The 26,574-nt window shown below is 32.2% G+C and carries 21 protein-coding genes; 16 read left to right on the top strand and 5 right to left on the bottom strand.

Annotated elements, in window-relative coordinates:
- The first annotated feature begins 19 nt into the window (after nt 1–19).
- The 4 genes from OD917_RS06585 (at nt 20) to OD917_RS06570 (ending at nt 5,056) form a co-directional block, all read left to right on the top strand.
- Complete coding sequence (locus OD917_RS06585) at nt 20–1,042, top strand: sugar kinase (RefSeq protein ID WP_263522760.1); 1,023 nt, start codon at nt 20–22, stop codon at nt 1,040–1,042.
- Between the two features lie 12 nt (nt 1,043–1,054).
- Complete coding sequence (locus OD917_RS06580; RefSeq protein WP_263522759.1) at nt 1,055–1,723, top strand: bifunctional 4-hydroxy-2-oxoglutarate aldolase/2-dehydro-3-deoxy-phosphogluconate aldolase; 669 nt, start codon at nt 1,055–1,057, stop codon at nt 1,721–1,723.
- Between the two features lie 221 nt (nt 1,724–1,944).
- Nucleotides 1,945–3,393 carry a tagaturonate reductase gene (locus tag OD917_RS06575; RefSeq protein WP_263522758.1) on the top strand — a complete coding sequence of 483 codons (1,449 nt, stop codon included), beginning with the start codon at nt 1,945–1,947 and terminating at the stop codon, nt 3,391–3,393.
- 40 nt (nt 3,394–3,433) lie between these two features.
- Nucleotides 3,434–5,056 carry a UxaA family hydrolase gene (locus OD917_RS06570; protein ID WP_263522757.1) on the top strand — a complete coding sequence of 541 codons (1,623 nt, stop codon included), beginning with the start codon at nt 3,434–3,436 and terminating at the stop codon, nt 5,054–5,056.
- A 270-nt stretch (nt 5,057–5,326) separates the two neighbouring features.
- Here OD917_RS06570 and OD917_RS06565 read toward each other — a convergent pair whose 3' ends face one another.
- Nucleotides 5,327–6,355: a LacI family DNA-binding transcriptional regulator gene (locus OD917_RS06565; protein ID WP_263522756.1), complete on the bottom strand. Its 1,029-nt coding sequence runs from the start codon at nt 6,353–6,355 to the stop codon at nt 5,327–5,329.
- Nucleotides 6,356–6,644: 289 nt separating this feature from the next.
- Here OD917_RS06565 and OD917_RS06560 point away from each other — a divergent pair, with 289 nt between their 5' ends.
- The 9 genes from OD917_RS06560 to OD917_RS06520 all read left to right on the top strand — a co-directional run bounded on the left by OD917_RS06560 (nt 6,645) and on the right by OD917_RS06520 (nt 18,687).
- Nucleotides 6,645–8,081, top strand: coding sequence for a glycoside hydrolase family 28 protein (locus tag OD917_RS06560; protein WP_263522755.1), 1,437 nt, complete (start codon nt 6,645–6,647; stop codon nt 8,079–8,081).
- 127 nt (nt 8,082–8,208) lie between these two features.
- A complete protein-coding gene (locus OD917_RS06555) occupies nt 8,209–9,144 on the top strand; it encodes an alpha/beta hydrolase (protein WP_263522754.1) in 936 nt (311 codons plus the stop codon).
- A gap of 12 nt (nt 9,145–9,156) precedes the next feature.
- On the top strand, nt 9,157–10,122 hold the full coding sequence (locus tag OD917_RS06550) for a DUF4861 domain-containing protein (RefSeq protein ID WP_263522753.1): 966 nt from the start codon (nt 9,157–9,159) through the stop codon (nt 10,120–10,122).
- A 12-nt stretch (nt 10,123–10,134) separates the two neighbouring features.
- Nucleotides 10,135–11,358: a glycoside hydrolase family 105 protein gene (locus tag OD917_RS06545; protein ID WP_263522752.1), complete on the top strand. Its 1,224-nt coding sequence runs from the start codon at nt 10,135–10,137 to the stop codon at nt 11,356–11,358.
- 20 nt (nt 11,359–11,378) lie between these two features.
- Entirely contained in the window at nt 11,379–12,605 is a 1,227-nt protein-coding gene (locus OD917_RS06540) for a glycoside hydrolase family 105 protein (RefSeq protein WP_263522751.1), read from the top strand.
- 144 nt (nt 12,606–12,749) lie between these two features.
- Nucleotides 12,750–14,339 (top strand): glycoside hydrolase 43 family protein, encoded by a 1,590-nt coding sequence (locus OD917_RS06535; protein WP_263522750.1) that lies wholly within the window; start codon nt 12,750–12,752, stop codon nt 14,337–14,339.
- A 7-nt stretch (nt 14,340–14,346) separates the two neighbouring features.
- On the top strand, nt 14,347–16,347 hold the full coding sequence (gene pelA, locus OD917_RS06530) for a pectate lyase (RefSeq protein WP_263522749.1): 2,001 nt from the start codon (nt 14,347–14,349) through the stop codon (nt 16,345–16,347).
- A gap of 49 nt (nt 16,348–16,396) precedes the next feature.
- Complete coding sequence (locus tag OD917_RS06525) at nt 16,397–17,752, top strand: glycoside hydrolase family 28 protein (RefSeq protein WP_263522748.1); 1,356 nt, start codon at nt 16,397–16,399, stop codon at nt 17,750–17,752.
- 191 nt (nt 17,753–17,943) lie between these two features.
- Nucleotides 17,944–18,687 (top strand): rhamnogalacturonan acetylesterase, encoded by a 744-nt coding sequence (locus tag OD917_RS06520; protein WP_263522747.1) that lies wholly within the window; start codon nt 17,944–17,946, stop codon nt 18,685–18,687.
- An 11-nt stretch (nt 18,688–18,698) separates the two neighbouring features.
- Here the strand turns inward: OD917_RS06520 and OD917_RS06515 are convergent, their stop codons facing one another.
- The 4 genes from OD917_RS06515 to OD917_RS06500 form a co-directional block, all read right to left on the bottom strand.
- The gene (locus OD917_RS06515; RefSeq protein WP_263522746.1) at nt 18,699–19,712 is read right to left on the bottom strand and encodes a helix-turn-helix domain-containing protein; all 1,014 of its coding nucleotides are present in this window, start codon (nt 19,710–19,712) and stop codon (nt 18,699–18,701) included.
- Nucleotides 19,713–19,745: 33 nt separating this feature from the next.
- The gene (locus tag OD917_RS06510) at nt 19,746–20,726 is read right to left on the bottom strand and encodes a helix-turn-helix domain-containing protein (protein WP_263522745.1); all 981 of its coding nucleotides are present in this window, start codon (nt 20,724–20,726) and stop codon (nt 19,746–19,748) included.
- A gap of 396 nt (nt 20,727–21,122) precedes the next feature.
- Nucleotides 21,123–22,442: a sigma-54-dependent transcriptional regulator gene (locus OD917_RS06505; RefSeq protein WP_263522744.1), complete on the bottom strand. Its 1,320-nt coding sequence runs from the start codon at nt 22,440–22,442 to the stop codon at nt 21,123–21,125.
- A gap of 7 nt (nt 22,443–22,449) precedes the next feature.
- Nucleotides 22,450–23,541, bottom strand: a complete 1,092-nt coding sequence (locus OD917_RS06500) for a sensor histidine kinase (protein ID WP_263522743.1) — start codon at nt 23,539–23,541, stop codon at nt 22,450–22,452.
- Nucleotides 23,542–23,944: 403 nt separating this feature from the next.
- Between OD917_RS06500 and OD917_RS06495 the strand changes: the two genes are divergently transcribed.
- The 3 genes from OD917_RS06495 to OD917_RS06485 all read left to right on the top strand — a co-directional run bounded on the left by OD917_RS06495 (nt 23,945) and on the right by OD917_RS06485 (nt 26,425).
- Nucleotides 23,945–24,421 (top strand): hypothetical protein, encoded by a 477-nt coding sequence (locus tag OD917_RS06495; RefSeq protein WP_263522742.1) that lies wholly within the window; start codon nt 23,945–23,947, stop codon nt 24,419–24,421.
- A gap of 99 nt (nt 24,422–24,520) precedes the next feature.
- On the top strand, nt 24,521–24,958 hold the full coding sequence (locus tag OD917_RS06490; RefSeq protein ID WP_263522741.1) for a hypothetical protein: 438 nt from the start codon (nt 24,521–24,523) through the stop codon (nt 24,956–24,958).
- 183 nt (nt 24,959–25,141) lie between these two features.
- Nucleotides 25,142–26,425: a DUF4861 domain-containing protein gene (locus OD917_RS06485; protein WP_263522740.1), complete on the top strand. Its 1,284-nt coding sequence runs from the start codon at nt 25,142–25,144 to the stop codon at nt 26,423–26,425.
- Nucleotides 26,426–26,574 lie beyond the last annotated feature (149 nt).

Raw genomic sequence — 26,574 nt, 5'->3', positions numbered from 1 at the left:
AAATTTAAAAATAAAAGAAATGAGTAGAGTAGTTGCATTTGGAGAAATTATGCTGCGTTTATCGACAGAAAGACATTTGCGTTTTTCGCAATCTACAGCATTTGGTGCTACGTACGGTGGTGGAGAATTCAATGTGTGTGTTTCTTTAGCAAATTATGGAATCAACGCTGAATTTGTAACCAGATTACCTGAAAACGAAATTGGTTTTTCGGCATTAAAAGAAATGCGAAAAATGAATGTCGAGTCTAAGAATATAGTTTACGGAGGGGAGCGTTTAGGGATCTATTTCTTAGAAACTGGCGCAGGAACTCGCGGAAGCAATGTTGTTTACGATCGCTCGCACAGTGCCATGTCAACAATCCAAAAAGGTATGGTTGATTGGGAAAAAGTGCTAGCTGGAGCTGAATGGTTTCACTGGAGCGGAATTACACCAGCGATTTCAGAAAGTGCAGCAGAAGCTTGTTTAGAAGCTATTAAAGTTGCTCATAAATTGGGAATTAAAATTTCATGTGATTTAAATTATAGATCGAAACTTTGGCAATATGGAAAAACGCCAAGCGAGGTTATGCCAGAAATGCTAAAGTACAGTAATGTGATTTTAGGAGATATCGACACAGCATATTTCATGCTTGGAATCCCAAAAGTAAATCCGAATTATCAGGACGAAAAATCACTTCCAGCAGTTTACGATAAATTGTTTGAATTGATTCCGAACTTAAAAATTGCTGCAACAACGCTTCGTTATTCTGTTAGTGCTTCACATCAAAGAATTGGCGGAATTTTATACGATGGAAAAGCAATTTACAGTGCAGCCGTTAAAGAAGTTACTCCGGTCGTTGATCGTGTTGGAAGCGGTGATGCTTTCATGGGCGGATTAATTTATGGTTTGTTAGAATATCAAAATAACAATCAGAGAGCTTTAGATTTTGCAGTTGCAGCTTGTTGTCTAAAACATACAATTGCAGGAGATTACAACTTGGTTACTTTAAAAGAAGTAGAAAATATGATTGATGGTGATGGTTCTGCATTAGTATCAAGATAATTTTAAATAAAAATGGCAAAATATTCAAGAATTGAAGTAGCTCAAACAATGAAAGATAATGGGATGGTTCCGTTGTTTTTTCATTCGGATATTGAGCTAAGTAAAAAAGTTTTAAAAGCATGTTACGACGGAGGTTCCAGATTGATGGAATTTACAAGCAGAGGTGATTTTGCATATGAAGTTTTTGGAGCTTTAAACAAATACGCTTTAGCAGAACTTCCAGGAATGATTTTAGGAGTGGGTTCTGTGACAGATGCGGCTTCGGCTTCATTGTACATGAGTTTAGGAGCAAATTTTATTGTAACACCAGTTTTTAGAGAAGATATAGCTATAGCTTGTAATCGCAGAAAAGTACTTTGGTCGCCTGGTTGCGGTACTCTGACAGAAATTGCAAGAGCAGAAGAATTAGGCTGTGAAATCGTAAAATTATTCCCAGCCGATACTTATGGCCCAGAATTTATTAAAGCAATAAAAGGCCCATGTCCGTGGACAAACATTATGCCTACGGGCGGAGTTTATCCAACAGTAGAAAGTTTGAGTTCATGGCTGAATGCCGGAGCAACCTGTGTTGGTTTAGGTTCACAATTGATTTCAAAAGACATATTAGAAAATAAAGACTTCGACGGACTAACTGCAAAAGTGAAACAGGTTCTTGATATTATAAAAAACATTCGAAAATAAATAAGGAGTAATCATGCCAACCCCTTATTTTAATAAGTTTTTTTTAGATTTTTAGAGATTGTAATAGAACATTACGCTTGAAAAATTTAGCTCGCCATTCCTCACAGCGGGCTCTATTTTACTCAATCGGGTGTGATGTTTCTTTTACAATTTTAAAGGCAGAAATGAAGAAATAGGGTTTGTAAATGGTTATTTATAACACAACTAACTTAGAATTCAAAATGGAAAAAATAAACAGATCAAACGCGGGACTTACAGAGAAACTTCCGATTAAAATCGTACAATTTGGAGAAGGAAACTTCTTAAGAGCTTTTGTTGAATATGCTATCCAAAAATTAAATCAGGAAGCTGATTTTAATGCGGGTATTGCTGTGGTTCAGCCAATCGATAAAGGTTTGGTGAACATGATTAATGCGCAAGACGGATTGTATACTTTGTTCATGAAAGGAGTTAAAAAAGGTGAAGAAATTCAAGAAAAAGAATTGATCACTAATATTGTAAAAGCGATTGATCCTTATGCTTCTTTTCAAGATTATTTAGCTTTAGCTAAAGAAGAAGAATTGGCTTTTATTATTTCAAACACAACAGAAGCAGGAATTGAGTACATTGCTTCAGATTTGCCAACTATGCAGCCGCCAGTTTCTTTCCCAGCGAAATTGACTGTACTTTTACATGAAAGATTCAAGCACTTTAAGGGGGCTTCAGATAAAGCTTTAACGATTATTCCTTGCGAATTAATCAATTATAATTCAGATACTTTAAAAGAAATTATTTTGAAGTATTGTGTAGATTGGAAATTGGAACAAGAATTTGTTTCTTGGTTACTAAACGATTGTTCTTTCCATAATACTTTGGTTGACAGAATTGTTCCAGGTTATCCAAAAGATCAAATCGAAGAATACAATGCACAGCTTTCATACAAAGATGATTTGATTGTAAGTGCAGAAACTTTCTTCTTATGGGTTATTGAAGGGGATGATGAATTAAAAGCAAAACTTCCATTTCATAAAACAGATTTAGATGTCAAAATCATTTCTGATATGCAGCCTTACAGAACTCGTAAAGTTAGAATTTTGAACGGAGCGCACACTGCAATGGTTCCATTTTCTTTGCTTTACGGAAACGAAACTGTAAAAGAAACTGTTGATAATGCTTTTACTGGTGATTTTATCAATAAAGCATTATTTGAAGAAATCAATGAAACTTTAAACATGGATAAAGAAGAATTGGCTAGTTTCTCTGAAGAGATTTTAGACCGTTTTAGAAATCCATTCGTGAAGCACTTATTGTCTTCGATCGCTTTAAATTCAATTTCTAAATTTAAAGTTCGTGTATTGCCAAGTTTAACAGGCTATGTTGATGTTCACGGAAAACTTCCTGTTCATTTAACTTTCGCTTTTGCGGCTTTAATTCGTTTCTACAAAGGAACTTGGAATGGACAAGATTTGCCAGTGAACGACAGCGAAGATATTACAACATTCTTCAACGGACTTTGGAAGTCTGATGATTACGAGAAAATTGCTCGTTTAACATTACAAAATAAAGGTTTTTGGGAGGAAGATTTAACAGAAATTCCAGGTTTAACAAAAGCAATTACAATTGCTTTAGAAGAAATAGATTCAAACGGAATTGAAGCTGGTTTTGCTAAGTTTCAAGAAAGAATAAAATAAAAAAAAACACAACAAAAAGAACAAAGAACAAAGGTTAATTATGGCAACGCAGAAAAAATTAATAAAAGTAAACCCAACCGACAATGTTGCGGTTGCTTTGGTGGATCTTACTGCAGGCGAAGTGATTGATTTTGAAGGACAATCAATTACCGTAGAGTCTGATGTAAAAATGAAACATAAGATTGCAATGGTTCCTTTTAATGTAGGGGACAGAATCATTATGTATGGTGTTTTGGTTGGAAAAGCAAGCGCTAGAATCGAAAAAGGCGGTTTACTTTCTACAGCAAATGTAAAGCACGAGAGTGATAAAGTTACTGGTAAAACAGAAACTATTGGCTGGAATGCTCCAAATGTAGATAAATGGAAAGACAGAACGTGGCAGGGCTATCACAGAGAAGATGGGCAGGTTGGAACAGAAAATGTATGGCTGTTTTTTCCATTGGTTTTTTGTGAAAACAGAAACATTGAAATCTTAAAAGATATTTTTGAGAAGGAGTTAATGAAACCTAAAGAAAACGATTATCAATTATTGTTGCGTTCTTTGGTGAAATCAGAAACGGGTGGGGCAGGAAATCAAGAAGCTTCAAACGACGCTAATTTATTTAACAATATTGAGGTAAAATTCATTACGCACCAAGGTGGTTGTGGCGGAATTCGTCAGGATTCTCACAGTTTAGCGAAGCTTTTGGCTGGTTATGTAAATAATCCAAACGTGGCTGGAGCAACTGTTTTGAGTTTAGGATGTCAAAATCTTCAGATTTCAATTTTTAAAGAAGCTTTAGATGCGATTAATCCAAATAGTAAAAAACCTGTTTTAATCTACGATCAGCAATCAATAGGAACAATCGAAACGATGTTGAGCAGTGTGGTTAAAGATACTTTTGAGGCTATTAAAAAAGCAAACGAAATTAAGAGACAGCCAGCTCCATTGTCTAAATTAAGAATTGGTTTAGAGTGCGGTGGATCTGACGGATTCTCCGGAATTTCTGCTAACCCGACATTGGGAGTGTTATCCGATCATTTAGTTGCTTTGGGAGGAACTACAATTCTTTCTGAATTTCCTGAATTATGTGGAGTAGAACAGGAATTAGTAAATCGTTGTGTAGATGATAAGGATGGAAAACGTTTCTTAGATTTAATGCAATGGTACGAAAAAACAGTTGTTGATGCAGGTTCAGGATTTGATATGAATCCTTCTCCAGGTAACATTAAAGACGGTTTGATTACAGATGCTATGAAATCGGCTGGTGCTGCCAAAAAAGGTGGAACATCACCAATTACAGGTGTTTTCGATTATGGAGAGTATATTAACGAACCAGGATTTACATTGTTATGTACGCCAGGAAACGACGTAGAATGTACAACTGCAATGGTAGGTTCTGGTGCAAATATGGTATTGTTTACAACAGGTTTAGGAACTCCAACAGGAAACCCAATTGCACCAGTTGTAAAGATTTCATCAAACACACAGTTAGCAAACAAAATGTCTGATATTATAGATATCGATACTGGAGGCATTATTACTGGTGAAAAATCTATTGAGGAAATGGCTGACGAAATGTTAGAATTTATTATTGATGTTGCCAGCGGTACAATAAAAACCAAAGCTGCAATTTTAAACCAAAACGATTTTATTCCTTGGAAAAGAGGGGTTTCGTTGTAATTTTTTAGGTGCAAAGGAACAGAGATGCAAAGTGACAAAGGTTTATATAGAAGACGCACAATATAGTGCGTCTTTTTTTTTTTTTTTTTTGAGAAAGCTCCAGCGGAGCGACATATTTTTACTGCAATCTAAATATATGTCGCTCCGCCGGAGCTGTATGTTGTAACCATTTATCCTTTGCTATAAATATCTCGCTTCTCCGAAGCTTGCATAAAAAAAAGCCCATTCTAAAATGAGCTTATATAACTTATATGATGAAAAAAAAGAAAATTAAAAATTAGTTCTTGTAGAAGATTTACGAATATGTAATTCTGGCGCAAGGACTACCTTTTTTTCAATTTTAATAGTGTCAGTTTTGGCAACCTGTTCCAAGAAAACGCGAGCAGACATTTTTCCCATTTCTAACGGTGACTGATCTACAGATGTGATTGATAACTCCATAAATTTTGTAAAAGGCTCGTTACTAAAACCTGCTACACAAAATTCATTTGGAATACTGATATTTCTAAATTGAAGTTCTTGGATAGCACCTAAAGCAGCAAAATCACTAGCAGAAAAAATCGCATCTGGTGGTGTTTCTAAGTCCAATAAAATATCCACAGCTTCTTTTCCAGCTTCGACGCTACTTTTTGTGTGAATAACATATTCTTCTTTAAAAGTTAATCCGCTGTCTAATAACGCTTGTTTATATCCTAAAAACCTGTTTTTAAAAATATCCAAAGATTGATTTCCAGAGAAATGCGCAATGTTTCTGCAGCCTTCATCAATTAAATGTTTGGTAGCTAGATAACCTCCTTTAAAGTCATTAATCGTTACAGAACTAACACCGTCAATATGTTTACTTCTATCGAAAAATATCAGCGGTACATTTTTATCTAACACATTTCTAAAAGCGCCATCGTTCTCATTTGAAATACCAGTAACAGACATTATAATTCCGTCAACTTGCGCATCTACTAAAGTATGAAGATTTTCATTTTCTCTTTTGATGCTTTCATGAGTTTGGCAAATAATAACCTGATAGCCATGAGGATAAAGTTCTTCCTCAATTCCTCTAATAACAGAGGCGAAAAAGTTGCTGTCAATACGCGGAACAATAACTCCGATATTATTACTGCGACCACTCTTTAGTGCTAGCGCCAGTTTATTCTGCTTATAATTCATCTCAGCCGCAGTCCTAATAACAAGTTCGCGTGTAGCCTCTTTTATCTTAGGATTATTGTTTAACGCTCTGGAAACCGTTGCAGCTGTGATGTTTAATTTTTCAGCAATATCGTAAATAGTTACTTTTTCACTCATTCAAAAAAAAGTTTTTCAGATTATTTTTAGACAAAAGTACATTTTTTTTCATTATGTAATAAAAATTGTTATCGATTACCATAACCAAAAACTAAATCGTTTTAGATTCTACAATGATAATAAATTATCTAAATTTTTGCATTAAATGTAATTATAATTTCTAATAAAAATTAAATATATAATTTTTTTCTAAATTAATTTGGTCTCTTAGAACAATTTTTCTACTTTCGTGTAATCGATTACATAATTTTTCAATGTTTTCGGTATTAAACAAGAAAATACTGTGCAAATGATTACAAATAAGAGCATCATATTTAAAAAGATTCTTTTTTTAGCCTTTTTTGGCTTGTTAATCACATCGTGCGCAAAACATACTTCTTCAGTTTCTTCTGATAATCCGTGGGAAAAAATGGATTTGGTTGTAAAAAGTATTCCGCAAACTCATTTTTTAAATAAGGTTTATAATATAAATGATTTTGGAGCTGTTGCAGACGGCAAAACATTAAACACTTTAGCTTTTCAAAAAGCAATAAAAGAATGTGCCGCAAATGGAGGCGGAAAGGTTTTGGTGCCAAATGGAAAATATTTGAGCGGAGCAATTCATTTAGAAAACAATGTAAATCTGCATTTAGAAGATAATGCTGAGATTCTTTTTAGTTTAAATCCAAACGATTATCCAATCGTTCATACTTCTTGGGAAGGAACAGAAGTAATGAATTATTCCCCGCTGATTTATGCGAAGAATAAAACCAATATTGCCATTACAGGAAAAGGAACATTAAATGGTCAGGCCGACAGTACAAATTGGTGGATTTGGTCTGGAGGAAAAAACTACGGTTGGAAAAAAGGAATTCCATCTCAAAACGATCCAACAAATCGTGAAGTTTTGGTTGAGATGGCTGAAAAAGGAGTTCCAGTTTCTGAACGAGTTTTTGGAGAAGGACGTTATTTAAGACCAAATTTCATTGAATTTTTCGAATGCAATACTGCTTTAATAAAAGATGTCAAAGTAATCAATTCTCCTTTTTGGATTTTACATCCAATTAAAACTAATAATATGATTATTGACGGTGTAACCGTAAACAGTCACGGCCCGAATAATGATGGCTGTGATCCTGAATATTCTCAAAATATTTTAATTAAAAACTGCACTTTCAATACTGGTGATGATTGTATAGCAATTAAAGCGGGACGTGACGCAGATGGCAGAAGAGTTGGAATTCCGAGTAAAAATATCATCGTGCAAAACTGTAAAATGATTGATGGTCACGGAGGAGTTGTAATTGGAAGCGAAATTTCAGCAGGAGTGAATAATGTTTTTGTCGAAAATTGTGTGATGGACAGTCCAAATTTGGATCGCGCCATTCGTATCAAAACCAATTCAAAAAGAGGCGGAGTCATTGAAGATATTTATGTACGAAATCTGGAAGTTGGAACAGTAAAAGAATGTGTTTTAAAACTGAACATGTTCTACAATGTTTATGGTTCGCAGACTGGAAATTTTATTCCGACAATCAGAAATATCAGTTTAGAAAACGTCAATGTGAAAAATGGCGGAAAATACAGTGTTTGGGCTGAAGGTTACAAAGAGTCGCCAGTAGAAAATATCACACTGAAAAATGTAAAAATACAGAAAGTCGATTCGGTTTATTTATTGAAAAATGTAAAAAATATAAATTTTATAGATACCTACGTAAACAACAAAAAAGTAGAATCTATTAAGTAATAATTGTCTTCAAAGTATTGGTAATTAGTAATTTGATTAATTTTTGAGATAATTTGTTTTTTGAAGGAGTTAAAAAGGAGTTTGGCAAATGTTGGACTCCTTTCTTAACTGAAAAGTCAGAAATGAAATGAGAAATAAATTAATTTTAATAGTGTTTTTGAATGTGATTGCGGTTCACAGCCAGCAATATAAGGTTGATACATCGTATACAATCAAAAGTACTTTTACGAAATTAGTTAAGAAATATCCGTTCATCACAATTCCAGAAATTAAGCCAAATCCAGATGTTAAAGAAAGCTTCGATTTGGTTTACAATCAAGAACAAGATAGGATTTTACATTTTGATGCTTTCATTAATACCAAAAAGAAAAAAAATCCTGCTGTAATATTGATTCACGGCGGAGGCTGGAGATCTGGAAATAAAAATCAGATGCAGTTTATGGGAAAAGAAATTGCGGCAAAAGGATATTCGTGTTTCTCAATTGAATACAGATTGTCATTGGAAGCAAAATATCCAACGGGAGTTATAGATGTAAAAAATGCTATAAAATTTATTAAAGACAATGCCGCAAAATTTAATGTCGATGTTAATAAAATAGCGGTTTTAGGCTGTTCTTCTGGCGGACAAATGGCAACTTTAATAGGAACGACAAATAATAATTCTCTTTTCGAAGATCCTTCTTTTAAAAGTAAATCTTCATCAAAAGTAAATGCGATTATTGATGTAGACGGAGTTTTAGCATTCAAACATCCAGAATCATCAGAAGGAGATATGGCTGCTTTTTGGCTTGGAGGAAAATCAGATGAAATTCCTGATAACTGGAAAAACGCTTCGGCGCTAAATCATACCGATAAAAATACGCCGCCAGTTTTGTATATCTGCAGCAGTATTCCAAGATTTCATGCTGGAAGAGACGATATGATCAAGATTTTGAATGAGAATAAAATTTACAATGAAGTGCAGACTTTTCCAGATTCGCCTCATTCATTTTGGTTTTACGAACCTTGGTTTGGACAGACAATTTCGTACAGCGTACGATTTTTAGATAAAATTTTTAAATAATTTAGAATACAAATGAAAGCAAAAATCACCACAGCAATTTTATTTTTCGCGGGTTTAACTGCCGTAAATGCGCAGAAATACGATATTAAAACCAATAAGACTTATGCCGAAATATCTGCAAAAACAGACGGAAAATGGGAAGGCAGAAAGTATAAAGGCGGAACGGTTTTTAAAAATGTGGACCGATTAAAACTGGCTCCAGAGCATACAGATCACTCTTTTGATATTCGTTATGAAGGGCCAGGATGGGAAAATAACAGAATTGGCTATCGTTTGTATTTAGATTGGAGAAATGCGATAGATATTTTCGGGAAAAAGACTTCTGAAAATATTCTTCCGATAGTTGGGCAAGATGGTTTCGATTCGTATCACAATATGAGCGATTGGGGCGCCGATATTCTAAAAGCAGGAAAAGGAATCGGAATTGGTTCTATAGATCGTTATTTAAATAATGAAAAATTACACTTCCGTGAAGTAGACTCAACTATTGCTACAGTTGCTAATAAATCGAATGAATCTGTGGTAAAAGTGAATTATTATGGATGGAAAACCGCTTCAGATAAAATTGATTTTATTTCAGAATTAACGATAAAACCAGATCAATTATATACGCAGCACACTATTAAAGCTTCACAAGCAATTAAAGGAATCTGTACTGGAATTGTAAAACAAAAAACGGCTGAGCTTCTTAAAAAAGAAAGTAAAAATAAAAAATGGGCCTATTTGGCAACTTATGGAGAACAATCTTTGGTTCCAGATAAGTTAGGTATGGCAATTTTTTATGAAATTAGTAGTATCGAAAATGTAGCAGATACTGATTTAGATTATCTTTTAGTTTTCAAACCAACCACAAAAGCAGTTACTTTTTACCTTTTAGGAGCTTGGGAACAAGAAGTTAACGGAATTAAAACAAAAGAAGAATTTGCTAAATATTTAGATAAACAATTAGAAGTGCTAAATAAAAAAGGTAAAATGTAAAACGTAATCTTTATGCGTAAATCTCTTTCTGCGAAGTTCAATTTTTTTAAAGCGACATTGATTTTACTGTTGTTTTTTGGAAATAAAATCAATGCTCAAAATCAAGCTGATTCCGAAAACACTGTTATTTCATATGATTTAAAATGGTCGGAGCGTATAGCGCTTTCCATTTTAAATAAATATCCAAATGCTTGGCAACTGGACGGAAATGACAGACCAAAATGGGATTATAAAATGGGTTTTGTATTGTCTGGTTTTGAAAAATTATATCAAAAAACAAACGATAAAAAATACCAGAAATACATTAAAGATTATGTTGATGGAATGATTGACAGCATTGGAAATATTAAAAAATACGATATAAAAGAATACAATATCGATTATTTAAGTCCAGGGAAATTGCTCTTTAATCTGTATGATGAAACGAAAGATTCGCGCTATTTACAGATTATTGGAAAGCTGAGAAATCAATTAGAAAGTCAGCCGAGAACACCAAGCGGAGGTTTTTGGCACAAACAAATCTACCCAAACCAAATGTGGATTGATGGTTTGTATATGGCAGAACCTTTCTATGCGCAATTTACGGTTAAGTACGAAAAAGGAAAAAGTTTAGATGATATTGCTAAACAATTCGGATTAGTTCAGAATCATTTTGTAGATAAAAAAACAGGTTTGGTTTACCAAGCTTGGGACGAAAGTAAAGAGATTGCTTGGGCAGATAAACAAACGGGAACTTCGCCAACAATTTGGGGACGCGGTATTGGATGGTATATGGTGGCGCTGGTTGAAACTTTAGATTATTTCCCAAAATCTCATCCCAAGTATAAAGTTTTGGTAAGCTATTTAGAACAGATTTCAAAAAGTGTAAACCAATACAAAAGCGAATCTGGATTATGGTATCAAGTAGCAGATAAGCCTGAATTGTATGCAAATTACGTTGAACCATCAGCTTCTGGAATGATTATTTATGCTTTTGCAAAAGGAGCCAATAAAGGGTATTTGTCTTCAAGCTATAAAACAACAGCTAAAAAATCATTTGACAGTTTTGTTAAAGAGTTTGTGAAAGTGGATAAAAAAGGAGAAATCAATATTTTGAATGTTTCATCTAATGTTGGTTTAGGAGGAAAACCTTTCAGAGATGGCACAAACAATTATTATCTGTCTTCCAAAACAAAAGAAAATGGCGCAATAGGTCTTGGAGCATTTTTATTGGCCGCAATTGAATTAGAAAAATAGTAGAATTTAAATATTTTGAAATGAAAAATAATAGAAAGCATAGTTATTTTATGTCGGTTTTGATGATTTGCGTTATGACCATTACAAGTTGTAAAGTAACTTCTCAAGAGCCTGCAAAAAATGATATCGTAATCGGGAAAAACCTGAAATGGTCTGATAAAATGGCTCTTACATTGATGAAACGTCATCCAGAATCGTATATGCTTGACGATGCTAAAAAGCCAAAGTGGGATTATGTTCATGCTTTAGTTTTGCATTCAATAGAAGAATTGTACAAGAAAAATCCAGATCCGAGATACAAAGCTTACGTGAAAGGTTATGTAGATCAATTAGTTCAAGCTGATGGAAGTATTAATACGTACGAATTTGATAAATTCAATATCGATTTGGTATTACCAGGGCGTTTGCTTTTTGATGTTTATGCCTATTCAAAAGAAGATAAGTATTTAAAAGCGATGCAATTAATTCGTAAACAGCTTTCAGAACAGCCAAGAACTCAAAGCGGTGGATTTTGGCACAAACAAATTTATCCAAACCAAATGTGGCTAGATGGTCTGTATATGGGAGAGCCATTCTATGCAGAATACACTGCTAAATTTGAAAACGGAAAAAGCTTCGACGATATCGCAAAACAGTTCGAATTAATTCAGCTTAAAGCTACAGATCCAAAAACGGGATTATTATATCACGGTTGGGATGAGAGCAAACAAATGCCTTGGGCAAATAAAGAAACAGGAAATTCACCAAACTTCTGGTCAAGATCTTTAGGCTGGTATGTAATGGCTTTGGTTGATGTTTTAGATTATATGCCAAAAGATCATCCAAAGAGAAAAGAGTTGATCCAATATTTAAATAATGCTTCTGAAGCGATACTTAAATTCCAAGATAAACCATCAGGTTTGTGGTATCAGGTTACAGATAAAGGCGGTGAAAAAGGAAATTATTTAGAAGCTTCTGGATCTGCTATGTTTTCTTATGCTTTTGCAAAAGGTGCAAACAAAGGATACTTACCATCTAAATTTAAAAAAGCAGCCAATAAAGCTTTTGATGGATTATCTACAGTTTTAATCAAAAAAGTAGATGAAGATGGCGGAATCACGCTAACAAACTGCTGTCAAGTTGCTGGTTTAGGAGGAAATCCATACCGTGATGGATCTTACGAATATTATGTAAACGAAAGAAAAAAAGACAACGATCCTAAAGCAACAGGGCCTTTTATCTTGGCAGCGATTGAGCTAAACAGATAATTGATTAATTGTGAATTGTTAATTATCAATTATATAGTTTGTCTTGCTGAGCGAAGTCGAAGCATTGCAAAGAAAAGCAAGTTAGAAATCCGACAGGTTTTTAAAATCTGTTGGGTTTAACTAAAAGGGTTAATCAGTACAAAAATGAAAAATATAAAAATCATCCTTTTTCTTCTTTCCATTTTTTGTTTTCAGAAGAATAACGCGCAAGCGTGGGTATCAGATAATAGAGACGGAACATTTACAAATCCGATTCTTCATGCTGATTATTCAGATCCAGATGTTGTTCGCGTAGGCGATGATTATTATATGACGGCTTCTTCTTTTAACTGTATTCCAGGTTTGCCGATTTTGCATTCTAAAGATTTGGTAAACTGGAAAATTATTGGATATGCTTTAGCAAAACAGCCTCCATTTGAAACTTACGATAGAGTACAGCACGGAAATGGAGTTTGGGCGCCAAGCATTAATTATCACAATAATGAATTTTATATTTATTACCCAGATCCCGATTTTGGAATTTATATGATTAAATCAAAAAAAGCCGAAGGACCTTGGTCTGCGCCGATTTTGGTAAAAGAAGGAAAAGGATTGATAGATCCGAGTCCACTTTGGGATAATGATGGAAAAGCATATTTAGTTCATGCTTTTGCCGGAAGTCGCGCTCAGATTAAAAGTTTGTTGGTAGTTTGTACAATGAATCCTGAAGGAACTATTGTAAATCATGATGAAGTAATGGTGATTGACGGACATGAAAGTGAAGGCACAATTGAAGGTCCAAAGTTTTATAAGCGCAATGGTTATTATTACATTTTTGCTCCTGCAGGTGGAGTTCCAACTGGTTGGCAGACTGTTTTAAGATCGAAAAATGTTTTTGGGCCATATGAAAAGAAAAAGGTTTTAGAACAAGGTTCAACAAACATAAATGGACCGCATCAAGGTGCTTGGGTCACTACGCAGACGGGAGAAGATTGGTTTTTTCATTTTCAAGATAAAGGAGCTTATGGAAGAATTGTGCATTTACAGCCAATGAAATGGGTAAATGATTGGCCAGTGATGGGACAAGATTTTGATAATAATGGAGTTGGAGAACCGGTTACAACTTTCAGAAAGCCAAATGTCGGTAAAAAATATCCAATAGAAACTCCAGCAGAATCAGATGAATTTAATTCACCAAAATTAGGTTTACAATGGCAATGGCAAGCCAATAAACAAATCAATTGGGGATTTCCAACAAGTTTAGGATACTTGAATTTATTTTGTGCAACAACAACTCAAAATATTTTTAATGCTCCAAATTTATTACTTCAAAAATTTCCTGCTGAAGAATTTACAGCAACAACAAAACTGACTTTTAATTCTAGAATAAAAGGGGAATCTACGGGTTTGATTGTTATGGGATTAGATTATAGTTATTTGTCTTTTAAAAATGATAATGGAAAACTGTATTTAAGCCAGAAAACAGGAACTTTTGACAAAACGGTTTCAGAAAAAGAAACAATACCTATTTTAATAGAAAACAGCACTATTTACCTAAGAGTACAAATTAAAATAGGTGGAATTTGCAGTTTCTTCTATAGTTTAGATGATAAAAATTATCAAACCATTGGAAGTGATTTCACTGCAAAAGAGGGAAAATGGATTGGTGCCAAGGTCGGACTTTTTGCTTTGGGCGAAGAAGTGAAAAACGATTCTGGAAATGTTGCAGTAGATTGGTTTAGAGTAACGAAATAAGAAGGAAATGATGCAGTTAAAAAAACAAATAATACTTTTTTTCTGTCTTTGCAGTTTTGCTGTAAAAGCTCAAAATACATACAAAAGATGGTCAGAAATTATTCGTAAGAATGATGCTTCTTGGTTTGCTTCGGCGGAAGCCAAAAAAATAGCAGAGAATGTTTTACTTTATCAAAGAGATATTGGCGGATGGCCAAAAAATATTCAAATGCAGGATGAACTGACAGAAAAGCAAAAGAAAGATTTAATTGCGCTTAAAAAAACGGCTGTAGAAACAACAACAGACAACGGAGCAACTTGTCAGGAAATGCTTTTTATGTCTAAAATGTATGCTCAAGTAAAAGACGAACGTTACGCAGCATCTTTCTTAAAAGGATTGAATTATCTTCTTGAAGCACAATATGCAAACGGCGGATGGCCACAATTTTATCCGTTGAAAAAAGGGTATTATACGCATATTACCTATAATGACGATTCGATGGTAAATATTATGAATGTGATAAAAGCAGTTGCCGATCAAACGGATTATTACAGCATAAAACCTTCTAGTGAAATTGTCGAAAAATGTAAAAAAGCCTTTGATAAAGGAGTTGACTGTATTTTAAAAACGCAATACAAGCAAAATGGAATTTTAACCGCATGGTGTGCGCAACATGACGAAGTTACTTTGGCTCCAGCAAATGCAAGAGCTTTTGAATTGGCTTCTTTAAGCGGATATGAATCGACAAAAATTGTTTTGCTTTTAATGTCGATCGATAAACCATCACCAGAAATTGTTACATCAGTAAAAAGTGCTGTAGCATGGTTTGAAAAAACAAAAATCACCAATTTAGAAGAGAAAAGAGTCTTGAATGATGCGGGAAAAATTGTAGATAAAAAGATGATTCCTGCAACTAATGCAACACCAATTTGGGCAAGATTTATGGATTTGGAAACCAATGAACCATTTTTCTGCGACCGTGATGGAATTAGAAAAAAATCTTTGGATCAAATTGGTTCAGAAAGAAGAAATGGTTATTCGTGGTATTCTGAAGCTCCGCAAGAAGTTTTAAAAAAGTTTCCTGATTGGGCGGTTAAAAACGGAACAAGAGTAGGTTCATCTGAAAAAAAAAACGTGACTTACATTACGGTTGCGCAGGACGGTTCAGGAGATTTTACTAAAATTCAAGATGCAATTTATGCAACTCCAGCATTTCCGTATGAGAAGGTAACGATATTTATAAAAAACGGCATTTACAATGAAAAAGTGAGAGTCCCAGAATGGAATACAAATGTAGTTTTACAAGGCGAAAGCAAAGAAAACACCATCATTACTTTTGATGATAATTTCTCGAAAATTGGCTTAGGAAGAAATAGCACTTTTTATACGTATACAGTTTTGGTTGAAGGTGATGATTTTACAGCTTCAAATTTAACCATCAAAAATACTTCGGGAGAACGCGGACAAGCGATTGCATTATCAGTTGTCGCTAATCGCGCTAAGATTTCAAACTGCAATCTTTTAGGAAATCAAGATACGTTGTATTTGTCTGGAAAAGAAGCAAAGCAATATTTTAAAGATTGTTATATAGAGGGAACTACAGATTTTATTTTTGGTGGTGCAACTGCTTTATTCGAAAATTGTACCATTCACAGCATAAAAAGCTCATACATTACTGCAGCTTCAACTCCAGAGGCAACTCCATTCGGATTTGTTTTTATAGGTTGTAAACTAACCGCAAATCCAGATGCGAAAGAGGTTTATTTAGGTCGTCCGTGGCGTATTTATGCTAAAACCGTCTTCATTAATTGTGAAATGGGAAAACAGATTAAACCAGAAGGCTGGGAAAATTGGTCGAAACCAGAAGCAGAAAAAAAAGCTTTTTACGCCGAATACAATTGTACTGGTGAAGGTTTTCAGCCATTAAAAAGAGTAAAATGGGCGCATCAACTTTCTAAAAAAGAAGTTGGTCAATATTCGATAGAAAATATTTTAAAAGATAAGAATGTAAATTGGTACTTGAAATAAGTCTCAGTTTCTACTGAAAACTGCGACTGAAAATTAAAAATAAGAAAACATGAATCTTAAATATCTACTTCTACTATTTCTTTCATGGGCTTCATTTTCACAAAACAATGATTTTCCTTCAGCTAAAGTAGATTCTATTGTAAAAAGAATTCAGCTTCCTGTAATTCCTTCTTATCAAATAAATATTTTGAATTTGGGAGCAAAAGGAGATTCAATTACAGACAATAAAAAGGTCTTTGATAAAGCAATGGCTTTATGTAAAAAGAATAACGGAGGAACTATTATTGTTCCAAAAGGTATTTATAAAATTAACGGGCCAATTCATTTTGTAAGCAATGTAAATTTAAAAATTGAAAAAGGAGCAAAAATAAAGTTTAGCGATAATCCAAAAGACTATCTTCCAATGGTTTTAACCAGTTGGGAAGGAACAATGCTTTATAATTACAGCCCACTTATTTACGCTAATAATTGCACCAATATAGCCATTTCTGGCGAAGGAACGATTGATGGAGAAGGAGGAAAAATCTGGAAGACCTTTAAAGCAAAAGAAAATGAAGGTAAAAACCGCAGCCGTGAAATGAATCACAATAACGTTCCATTAAACGAAAGAAAATTTGGAGAAGCTTATTTTTTAAGACCTCAGATGATTCAGTTTCTAAACTGCAAAAACGTTTTGGTTGAAAATGTTCGAATAGAAAATTCACCGTTTTGGTGTCTTCATTTTTTAAAATCAGAAAGTATAACCGTTAGAGGAATAAGTTACAAATCATTAAACCATAACAATGACGGAATTGATCCTGAATATGCAAAAGATGTTTTAATTGAAAATGTAACTTTTGATAATGGAGATGACAATGTTGCTATAAAAGCAGGAAGAGATCACGAAGGTAGAGCAAATACAGCAATACCAAGTCAAAACATTGTTATTAGAAATTGTAATTTTAAAGGACTGCACGGAATTGTAATTGGCAGCGAAATGTCAGCAGGTGTGCAGAATGTTTTTGTTGAAAATTGTAAAACAGCTGGATATTTAAAAAGAGGAATTTATTTAAAAACCAATGCAGATCGAGGAGGATTTATTAAAAATATATTTGTTCGAAATATTCAATTGGACGAAGTAGAAGATTGCTTGTATATTACGGCTAATTATCACGGAGAAGGAAAAGGGTATCAATCGGATATATCAAATGTATATTTTTCAAATATTACCTGTAATAAAGCATCAGAATCTGGTATTGTAATTCAGGGATTTCCGGACAAAAAAATCCGAAATATCACTTTGAAAAACATTGAGATTAAATCGGCTAAAAATGCTTTGTCAAATGAAAATGCTGAAAATGTTCTAATGACAGATGTTTTTATTGGGCAAAGAGCGAGTGTGCCTACAGCGGTTTCGAAACCTTAAATTATAGTTGCAAAGGTTCAGAGGAACAAAGGTTCAAAGGTTTTTTGTTGAGATGTTTGTAGTGTATCTTACAAACGAAAAACACATAAAGCTTTGTGTTCTTTCGCTAAAGCAAACAAAAAAAGACTTTGTGACCTTTGCGTAATCTTAGCGCTCTTTGCGATAAAAAAATAAAACAAAATTACTAAAGAATGAAAAAATACTTATTACTAACATTCCTAATTACGTCAGTTTGTTTTGCACAAAAAACAACTTTGTATTGTATTGGAGATTCAACAATGGCAAACAAAAAAGATCCCGAAAAGAATCCAGAACATGGATGGGCACAAGTTTTACAACCATTTTTTACAGATAATATAATTGTTGTTAACAAAGCTGTAAACGGAAGAAGCACCAGAAGTTTTATAGACGAGAAACGTTGGGATTCTATTTATAATAAACTTAAAAAAGGAGATTATGTTTTTATCGAATTTGGACACAATGATGCTAAAATTGAAGATCCAAGCCGATATACAAATCCGCATACGGCTTATAGATACAATCTAATCAAATTTGTAAACGAAAGCAGAGCAAAAGGAGCAATTCCTGTTTTATTGACATCAATTTCAAGACGTAATTTCAACGAGAAAGGTGTGTTAGTTCCAACACATGGCGATTATCCATTAGAAACGCGTTTAGTTGCACAACAATACAATGTACCATTTATTGATTTGGAATATTACACAGAATTATTAGAACAATCCTACGGACCTGATAAATCTAAAGAATTGCATTTGCATTTTAAGGCAGGAGAAAATCCGTATTATGATAAAGATAAAGCAGATGATACACATTTATCTCTTAAAGGAGCAACAGAAATAGCTCAGATAGCTATTAATCAATTAAAAGAATTGAAAGCTCCATCTTTAGAAAAACTAAAAAAAGCAATCAAATAAGAAAGTGATAATTAAGTCACTTTCTTATTTTTACGATGGAGTTTTTTTATGAAATCATCTGTTGGTTTTCGTTTGAGCTGTTCGTAGTATTTAGTGCAAAAATAGCTGAGTTTAGTATAATTAAGTTCATACATTACGGCTGTTAGAGTACTATATTCACCACTCTTTAAAAGTTTTTGCGCTAAATTTATTTTCTCTTCTATAAATAGGTTTTTCGGGGTATTATTAAAATGTTTTTTAAACAAACTTTTATATTTAGATGCCGACATACCAGCCATTCCGGCTAAAACAGTTAAAGAAGGAAATGGTCCATATAAATTGTTCATTAAATAATCTTTTGTTTTTTCAATCGCTTCACTTTCAAGATCTGTAATCTCTGCACTATTGTCTTTTGTTTCATAAAACTTATTAAAAAAATTACCAAGGACTTTCAATGAAATTCCTTTTAAGAAAGAATCAAAAGATAAGTCTTCTACAGGTTTTGTTTTTAAGGATTGAATTAATAAAATGCTATTACTGTCAATATTGCCGTAATGGTAAAAAGCTTTCTTTCCTGGAGTATCTGCTGAAAATGAATTTTCTGGCAAAGAGATTTTTTGGATAAAATCATGCAGTAGTTTTTTATCTATCAATATACGTAATGCAATAGTTCTTTCATTTACAGCAGGTTTAAAAGAACTTTCTATTTGATTGTCAAGAATTGCCAAATCTAATTGATTAAACGCTCCTATTTGGTAATCAATATTGTTAATCTTAATGAGATTAATATGTTCACTTAAATCAAAATGAAAAATATACAATTCATTATCTGATCTAAGACGGGTAATTTTCAATGGCTCTTTTGCAGTTAGATCGGCATAAACAACAGAAATTCCATCCATGACCTGAGAAAAATAAAAAAAACCTTCCCCAATTTCTTTTGGTATAAAAATAATTTTGTTATCAATCAATTTTGTATTTAACTGTTCGACTACATCCAATTGCCATTCTGGTGTTAGACTGTAATAATGTGTAACTTTTCTCATAGGCTAATTTGTTTCTGATCATTAGTGCAATTTTCACAATTGTTTATTAAATGCTTTGGGAGATACTCCGAAATGTTCTTTAAATTTTGAAGCGAAATAAGAATTGTTGGTAAAATGAAGTTGATCTGAGATTTGAGAAATGGTAAGCTGTTTTTTTTCTAGAAGTTCTTTTGCAAAAAGCAATTTATTTTCCATAAAGAAAACATTTGCAGTATCTCCAGTTATTTTTTTAAATAAACTTTTAAATTTAGATTCAGACATATTTGCCATTTTTGCCATAAATTGAATGCTAGGAAAGTGGTCATCTAAATGATTAATTAAATACATTTGAATGTTTATGATATTGCTCAAATCACTATCGTTTACTGTTTGCACTATAAGTCTTTTTGTTGCAATCTTTTTTAGATAATTTGAAATTAAAAGATGAACAGTTCCTCTAAGATTTAAATCAAAAATGGCTCCTCCAACTTCTAATTTTCTTAAATCATTTAACAAATGAAAACTTTCGTTACTCATTCGGTCAAAACGAACAATTGTATTTTCTTTTGAATTGACTATGCTGTCTATATTTTGAATGACAATGCTATTTTTTTTAGCATATGCTTTAATCATGCTTTTTTTGATAAAAATGCAAAGAGCAAAAGTTTTGCTTCCTTTTACAACATCATATTTTGATTCTAGAGAACCGTCTATAACTGCTAAATTATACTGCCATCGCCCAACATTGTACATAAAATGTCCGCTGCTAACAGATGCGTCTCCTTCTGTCAGATTGTAGTAAAAGCCGACAAAATCTTGATTTAAATTTTTTTGTATTAATTGGAAATTTCTATGATATTCTACATCTATGTAATAGGCTATTATTCCATCACCACAATCTAGAAAGTATCTAATACCAGTTTGAGAATCCTCTGGCAGAATAATAAAATTCCCTTCAATTTTTCCTCCAATTTGAGCAGCATAATGTTCTACCCAACTTAGATCTGCACCATAATAATGTTCTATTATTTTCATGGAAATGTGGATTTTGTACCTAAAGTTAAGTTATTTTAACGAAACTTTTGATTTTTTTTGTTTGTAAGTGTTTGATATTTAGGTTTAAATGAATTTTTTTGTGAATTTGCTAACCAATTTTCTTCAAAAAGAATAATAAAAATTTAGACATATAGAATCGATCTCTCTTTCTTAAAAAAAATGAGAGATACTAAAAGCAATTTGACAATCTGTCGATTTCATACAGAATACGTTTTTAATTAATTTGATTTATTTTAATACTTTTTTGTCTTTTAAGGGCAAATAATGTGCCTCGAAAAACATTATATTGTAAATCAGTATATTAAAAACAGACTGTCATTTTTTGTATAAAATTAGGTAGGTAGTTTATGATCTTATGGGGAAAAAATACTCAGTTTAAGCTATTTTCTGATTTATGGTTTTACGGTCAATTTGCAAGATTTGAGCTGCCTTTGTTTTATTATGGTTCACAAATGCCAAAACTTTTAAGATTTGCTCTTTTTCGTATTCTTTTAAAGATTTCATAATTTCAGGTGAAATAGGAATATGATATTTCAAGTTTTCGGGAACTTGATTTAAAGTAATAAGATCATCGCTCATAATAATCATTCTCTGAATAATGTTTTCAAGTTCTCTTATATTACCAGGCCAGTTATATCGCAACAAAACTTCTGTTACTTTTTCACTTATCGTTATTCCGGGTTTATTGTATTCGTTAGAATATTTATCAATAAAAGTTTTTATTAATAAAGGAAGATCTTCTTTTCGCTCTCTTAATGGTGTGGTTTTTATATTAACAACATTTAAGCGGTAATAAAAATCTTCTCTAAAGAGATCTTTTGCTATCATTTCCTCCAGATTGCTATTGGTTGCAGAGATGATTCTGACATCAATTTTTTCTGGTTTTGTGGCGCCAACTCTCAGAATTTCCTTTTCTTGAATGACTCTTAAAAGTTTAATTTGCAGTGATAAAGGAGTATTGCCAATTTCATCTAAAAAGATTGTGCCGCCTGAAGCCGCCTGAAATAAACCAGTTTTGGTTTCAATAGCTCCTGTAAATGAACCTTTAATATGACCAAATAATTCAGATTCAGCCAAATTTTCGGGAATTCCGCCACAATTTACAACAATAAAAGGTTTGTGAGCGATTTTACTTGTAAAATGAATAGCTCTGGCAATAAGCTCTTTTCCTGTTCCGCTTTCACCTTCTATGAGAACAGTTGCTTTAGTGTCTTTAACACGTTCGATTATTTCAACGACATTGTTAGAATGGACAGATTTGCCTATAATATTGCTATATAAATTCTCATTTTTTGAATTTTTAAAATCATAGGAAAGAAGATTGTTCTTTACCAGTGAACTTCTAATTGCTTTATATAGTTCTTCGCTTGTAAATGGTTTTGTTAAATAATCTAATGCGCCAGATTTGATTGCACAAACAACATTTGGAATAGAAGGAACACCTGATATCACTAGTTTTGGTATAGCAGGATAATGTTCGTCAGTATATTTTAATAACTCCATGCCATTAATTTCTGGCATATTAAGATCACTTATTAATAAATCGATGGTTGTATTTTTTAAGACTTCGATAGCTTCGTTTACAGAAGAAGCTTTATAAGTGCGATAATTAAAAGTTTTTAATTGTCTCTGAATGAGATCTAACATATCGTTGTTATCATCAACAACCAATATATTTTCTTTTTTAGAATTCATTTTGCTTTTAATTTAATGGGATTCTGATTATGAAAATGGTTCCGTTTGGAAAATTGTCTTGTAAAATGATCTCTCCATTATGGTTTTTAATTATTCCATGAACTACGCTTAAGCCTAATCCACAGCCATAATTAACTGGCTTAGTTGAAAAAAAAGGCTCAAATATTTTTTCTTTAATTGCATCAGGAACTCCAGTTCCTTGATCTTCAATTTTCAGATATAAATTGTTCTCATCATGATTGACAATAATCTTGATGACGCTTTTTTCTGGCGATGCATAAACTGCATTTATGAGCAGATTAAAGAGAACTTGAGTAATTTGAACTGAATCTACTTTTGAAATAATATTTTCATCTTTAAAAATCAATTCAGTTTTGATGCTTTTTTTTTGAAAGTTCGACTTTAGGAATGATAAAGCAAAAACTATAATTGGTTTTATTTCTTGTGATTCTAATTTTTGTGGCATTTCGCAAGAAAAGAACATTAATTTTTTGACAATTTCTCTCGAATATATAACCGAATTAATAACGATTGAAATGTCTGCATCAATATCAGAATCAGTATTATGCTCTTTTATCAATTCAGCAAAACCCAAAATATTACCCAAAGGTGTATTTAGTTCATGAGCAATTCCAGCCGTCATTTCTCCAAGCAGAGTAAGGCGTTCCATTCGCTCAATAGTTTTGCGTAATAAAGCCTTTCGTTCTAATGTTTGATATTTTTCAATATAATTTCCAACTTCAATTGCAATCGTATCAAGAAGTTTTTGTTCATCATCGTCGAAGTCATTTTGTGTATATTTTTTAGCGGGATAATGCACTGTAATATGGCCACAGTCTATTTTATTTACTTGTATAAAACTAGATTGTGAAATACTTTCTTTCATTTGTTCTGAAGTAGACAAATGATAATCTGTAACATGAATTTCGACAATGCTATCAGTACTATGTCTCCACGCATTTTTTATGCTCATGATAATATCATGCAGGGTTTGGATGTTGATCGAATTTGATTTTGAAATAATCTTTGAAATCTCATAAAGACAAGTAAGTTCTTTGATTTTTTCTCTTAAAATTTCTTCAGTTGACAGTAAATTCATTGTAGGAAAATATTTTCTTTATTTTAAATTTGATTCAAAAGTAAGTAAATATTTTCGCACTTAGAATAAAACATATTGTTTAGTTAACTATTTGAAAACAAAATAAATAACATTTGCTTTTACGTCCTATTTTGTTATTTTTTTGACTTTTTAAGGCAGAGTAAAAGAAAAGTTTTGTTTACAAAATCGCTTCTGTTTTATCTATAAGAAGAAAGAAAAAAGTAAATAAAGAATCGTATTAAAAAAAGTCTTATTCTAATAGTTTAAAAACTTTATTATCCCAATTTAAAATAGGATGAAACTACTTTTGTTATAAAATATATCTGAACGTATAAAAATGAATGCCACTAATTTTTTACTAGTGTTTGAATTGAATATTTCTGAGATCAGAAAATTAAACAAAATGTATTTTGAGCATTTGTTTAGAGAGCGATTCATATATATATCACTCTTCTTTTTATTGATTCTCATCTTTTTTGATTTTGCTTATATCAATGAAGATCAAGATATTTCTGCTTGGCTGATAAGAAGCTTAGCATTAATTGTTTTTTTTGTTGTAATTGAATATTCTTTTATAAATACAATTTCGAAAATTGGTTTTCAGCTGACCAAGAGATTGCTAAAATCAGATAGATTTCACAACAGATATAAAATTACATTTACAAGCTTAGAAATTTATGTCAAATCTCCATTAGGAGAACTTACTCATAGATGGACATCGATTGAAAAAGCAATTTTGACTAAAAATTTTTTATTCCTATATGTAAGAGGTAGAAACAATTATATTATCTCAATTTCTAATAAAGACTATGATTTTAGAAAAATGGAAGAACTATTGTTATTTGTTGAAAAGAATGTAACCCACATTATAAAAGTCTAAAATGAAAAAAATGGCTTATCATATTATTTTTCTGACTTATTAAGGTAGTTGTTTTTTTGTTGCCTAATTAATTTTGCAATATGTTTTTAATAGATCAAAATGCAAAAGAAACAGGTTTTAGTGTACGATAACAATGGAGTCTTTTTAAAAATGTTTAAAAGAAGATTTAAAGAAGAGTTTGATTTCTTTGAAGAATCTTTATCATTTGAAAACGAAAAAAAAGAGTTTGATCATATAGTTTATGCAATACATGATAGGAAAGAGTTGCTCAGCTTTTTATCACAGGAAAAAAAAGAACCAAATGTTTTGGTTTGCTTATTTAATGTTCAATTCTATAGAAGTATCTCATTTCTAGAAGTATCAAATAAATTTGTTCTAATTGATGAATCTAAAACTCGAAATGAAATTCTGAAAGAATTGAATGCTTTTTTCAGAAAGAAATTCGATAACAAAACAGAAAATAAACCTTTTATACCATCTAAAATTTCTAAGACAAAATTTCAGGATTACTACAAAACAATGTATTTTTTAATGTAATTTAGTTTATTTTTTTATATTTTTTCACATGCATATTTTATAAAATTTATGCTTTTTTTGCAGGATAGTTTTTTCTCTATCCTGCATTTTTATTATAATGGTGTAAGAATTCTAAAACATTTTTTTGAATTTAAGTGTTGTTATAACAATTAAAACTCTTAAATTGTTCTGAAAAAATAAAGAATGAAAAAAGCCGTATTATTTTATCTTCCAATTACTTTGATAACAGCCTTTTTAACTAGTTGTGGAGTTTCTCAAAAAGTTTCAGAAAAAACAATTGTTTTAAAAAACAGCAGTTCTTTAACCTTATCGCAAAAGGCAATTTCTATAAAAAAAGATGCTCTTGGTAACGAAAAGGGAACTTTTCCAATTTTGCTTTTTAAAACAGATACAATTCCAGCACAAATAAATGATCTAAATGGAGATGGAAAATGGGATGAACTTTTTTTTACTGCTGATTTTTTGCCAAATGAAGAGAAAACGGTACAATTAAAATGGTCAAATACAGATCCGAAATTTACAGTTAAAACAAGTGTTCGTTTTGGTAAAAGAGAAGGGAAGAATCTTCCAGTTCATCCAGACACACAAGAAGTTTTAATGGCAGATCAAGTTCATAAAAAGTTAGGTTATCAAAAATATCAAACAGATGGACCAACTTGGGAAAATGATAAAGTAGGTTTTAGACATTATTTGGATGGAAGAAACTCAAAAGATGTTTTCGGTAAAAAACTTCCAGGCATAACACCAGAAAATGTTGGAATAAATGATAAAGGTGCAGTTGAAGACAATTACCATGTAATGTACGATTGGGGCCGTGATATTTTTCCTGTCGGAAATTCAGTTGGATTAGGAGGTTATGCTTTATGGATTGATAATAAAATTAACCGACTTGGAATTTTAGGAAATGATACCATTAATAATATCGAAAAAACAACTTTTAAAATTGTAAGCGAAGGCCCTGTAAATTCTGTTTTAAGCTATCATTACGAAAACTGGAAAGCGGCCAATAATTTATATCAAGTTCAAGAAACTACTTCTATCTGGCCAGGAATGTACGGTTATAAAAATACAGTTTCGATTAAAGGGATTAAAGGAAAGGAAACTTTTATAGCAGCAATTTCTAACTTAAATAATAGAAATCCGCTTCAGGTGATTGAGTCTGGAGATTGGATTTGCCTTATTCAGCATGACTATTTAACTTACGAACGTCAATGGATATTAGGTACGGCAATTTTAGTTCCTGCAGCTATTTATCAGGGTTATATTGAAGCTCCGAAAACAGGGCAGTTGACAGATTCTTATTTGGCTAAATTAACAGTTCAAGATAATAAAGAAATTAGCTATTATGCAATTGCAGCTTGGGAATTTAGTGCAGACAAAGGGTTTAATGATTCGGCATTTTTTACAAATTATGTGACGAATTTGGCAAAACAGCTTTCTGTTAAAGTAAAAGTTGAAATTAGATAACTGGACTTGATAAACTGAAAGACAGAGAGAAGTAAAACAGTAAAATTTTAGCCTTCTAAATTCCCCATATCAAGATTAAAATTGAAGCATTTTAAACAGTCTGTTGGGGATTTTTTCCCTTTTTGGGGTAATTTTTCTCTACAGGAATT

The sequence above is a fragment of the Flavobacterium sp. SH_e genome, assembly GCF_025717045.1.
Classification (GTDB): Bacteria; Bacteroidota; Bacteroidia; order Flavobacteriales; family Flavobacteriaceae; genus Flavobacterium.
Note: the sequence above shows the minus strand (reverse complement) of the source record. Positions and strands in the feature narration are given on the sequence as shown.

Coding starts and splice junctions, on each gene's coding strand:
- OD917_RS06580 (WP_263522759.1), top strand. CDS start 1,055: ATGGCAAAATATTCAAGAATTGAAGTAGCTCAAACAATGAAAGATAAT.
- OD917_RS06520 (WP_263522747.1), top strand. CDS start 17,944: ATGAAAAAATACTTATTACTAACATTCCTAATTACGTCAGTTTGTTTT.
- OD917_RS06550 (WP_263522753.1), top strand. CDS start 9,157: ATGAAAGCAAAAATCACCACAGCAATTTTATTTTTCGCGGGTTTAACT.
- OD917_RS06505 (WP_263522744.1), bottom strand. CDS start 22,442: ATGAATTCTAAAAAAGAAAATATATTGGTTGTTGATGATAACAACGAT.
- OD917_RS06575 (WP_263522758.1), top strand. CDS start 1,945: ATGGAAAAAATAAACAGATCAAACGCGGGACTTACAGAGAAACTTCCG.
- OD917_RS06525 (WP_263522748.1), top strand. CDS start 16,397: ATGAATCTTAAATATCTACTTCTACTATTTCTTTCATGGGCTTCATTT.
- OD917_RS06565 (WP_263522756.1), bottom strand. CDS start 6,355: ATGAGTGAAAAAGTAACTATTTACGATATTGCTGAAAAATTAAACATC.
- OD917_RS06585 (WP_263522760.1), top strand. CDS start 20: ATGAGTAGAGTAGTTGCATTTGGAGAAATTATGCTGCGTTTATCGACA.
- OD917_RS06540 (WP_263522751.1), top strand. CDS start 11,379: ATGAAAAATAATAGAAAGCATAGTTATTTTATGTCGGTTTTGATGATT.
- OD917_RS06490 (WP_263522741.1), top strand. CDS start 24,521: ATGCAAAAGAAACAGGTTTTAGTGTACGATAACAATGGAGTCTTTTTA.
- OD917_RS06495 (WP_263522742.1), top strand. CDS start 23,945: ATGTATTTTGAGCATTTGTTTAGAGAGCGATTCATATATATATCACTC.
- OD917_RS06555 (WP_263522754.1), top strand. CDS start 8,209: ATGAGAAATAAATTAATTTTAATAGTGTTTTTGAATGTGATTGCGGTT.
- OD917_RS06570 (WP_263522757.1), top strand. CDS start 3,434: ATGGCAACGCAGAAAAAATTAATAAAAGTAAACCCAACCGACAATGTT.
- OD917_RS06500 (WP_263522743.1), bottom strand. CDS start 23,541: ATGAATTTACTGTCAACTGAAGAAATTTTAAGAGAAAAAATCAAAGAA.
- OD917_RS06485 (WP_263522740.1), top strand. CDS start 25,142: ATGAAAAAAGCCGTATTATTTTATCTTCCAATTACTTTGATAACAGCC.
- OD917_RS06560 (WP_263522755.1), top strand. CDS start 6,645: ATGATTACAAATAAGAGCATCATATTTAAAAAGATTCTTTTTTTAGCC.
- pelA (WP_263522749.1), top strand. CDS start 14,347: ATGATGCAGTTAAAAAAACAAATAATACTTTTTTTCTGTCTTTGCAGT.
- OD917_RS06545 (WP_263522752.1), top strand. CDS start 10,135: ATGCGTAAATCTCTTTCTGCGAAGTTCAATTTTTTTAAAGCGACATTG.
- OD917_RS06515 (WP_263522746.1), bottom strand. CDS start 19,712: ATGAGAAAAGTTACACATTATTACAGTCTAACACCAGAATGGCAATTG.
- OD917_RS06535 (WP_263522750.1), top strand. CDS start 12,750: ATGAAAAATATAAAAATCATCCTTTTTCTTCTTTCCATTTTTTGTTTT.
- OD917_RS06510 (WP_263522745.1), bottom strand. CDS start 20,726: ATGAAAATAATAGAACATTATTATGGTGCAGATCTAAGTTGGGTAGAA.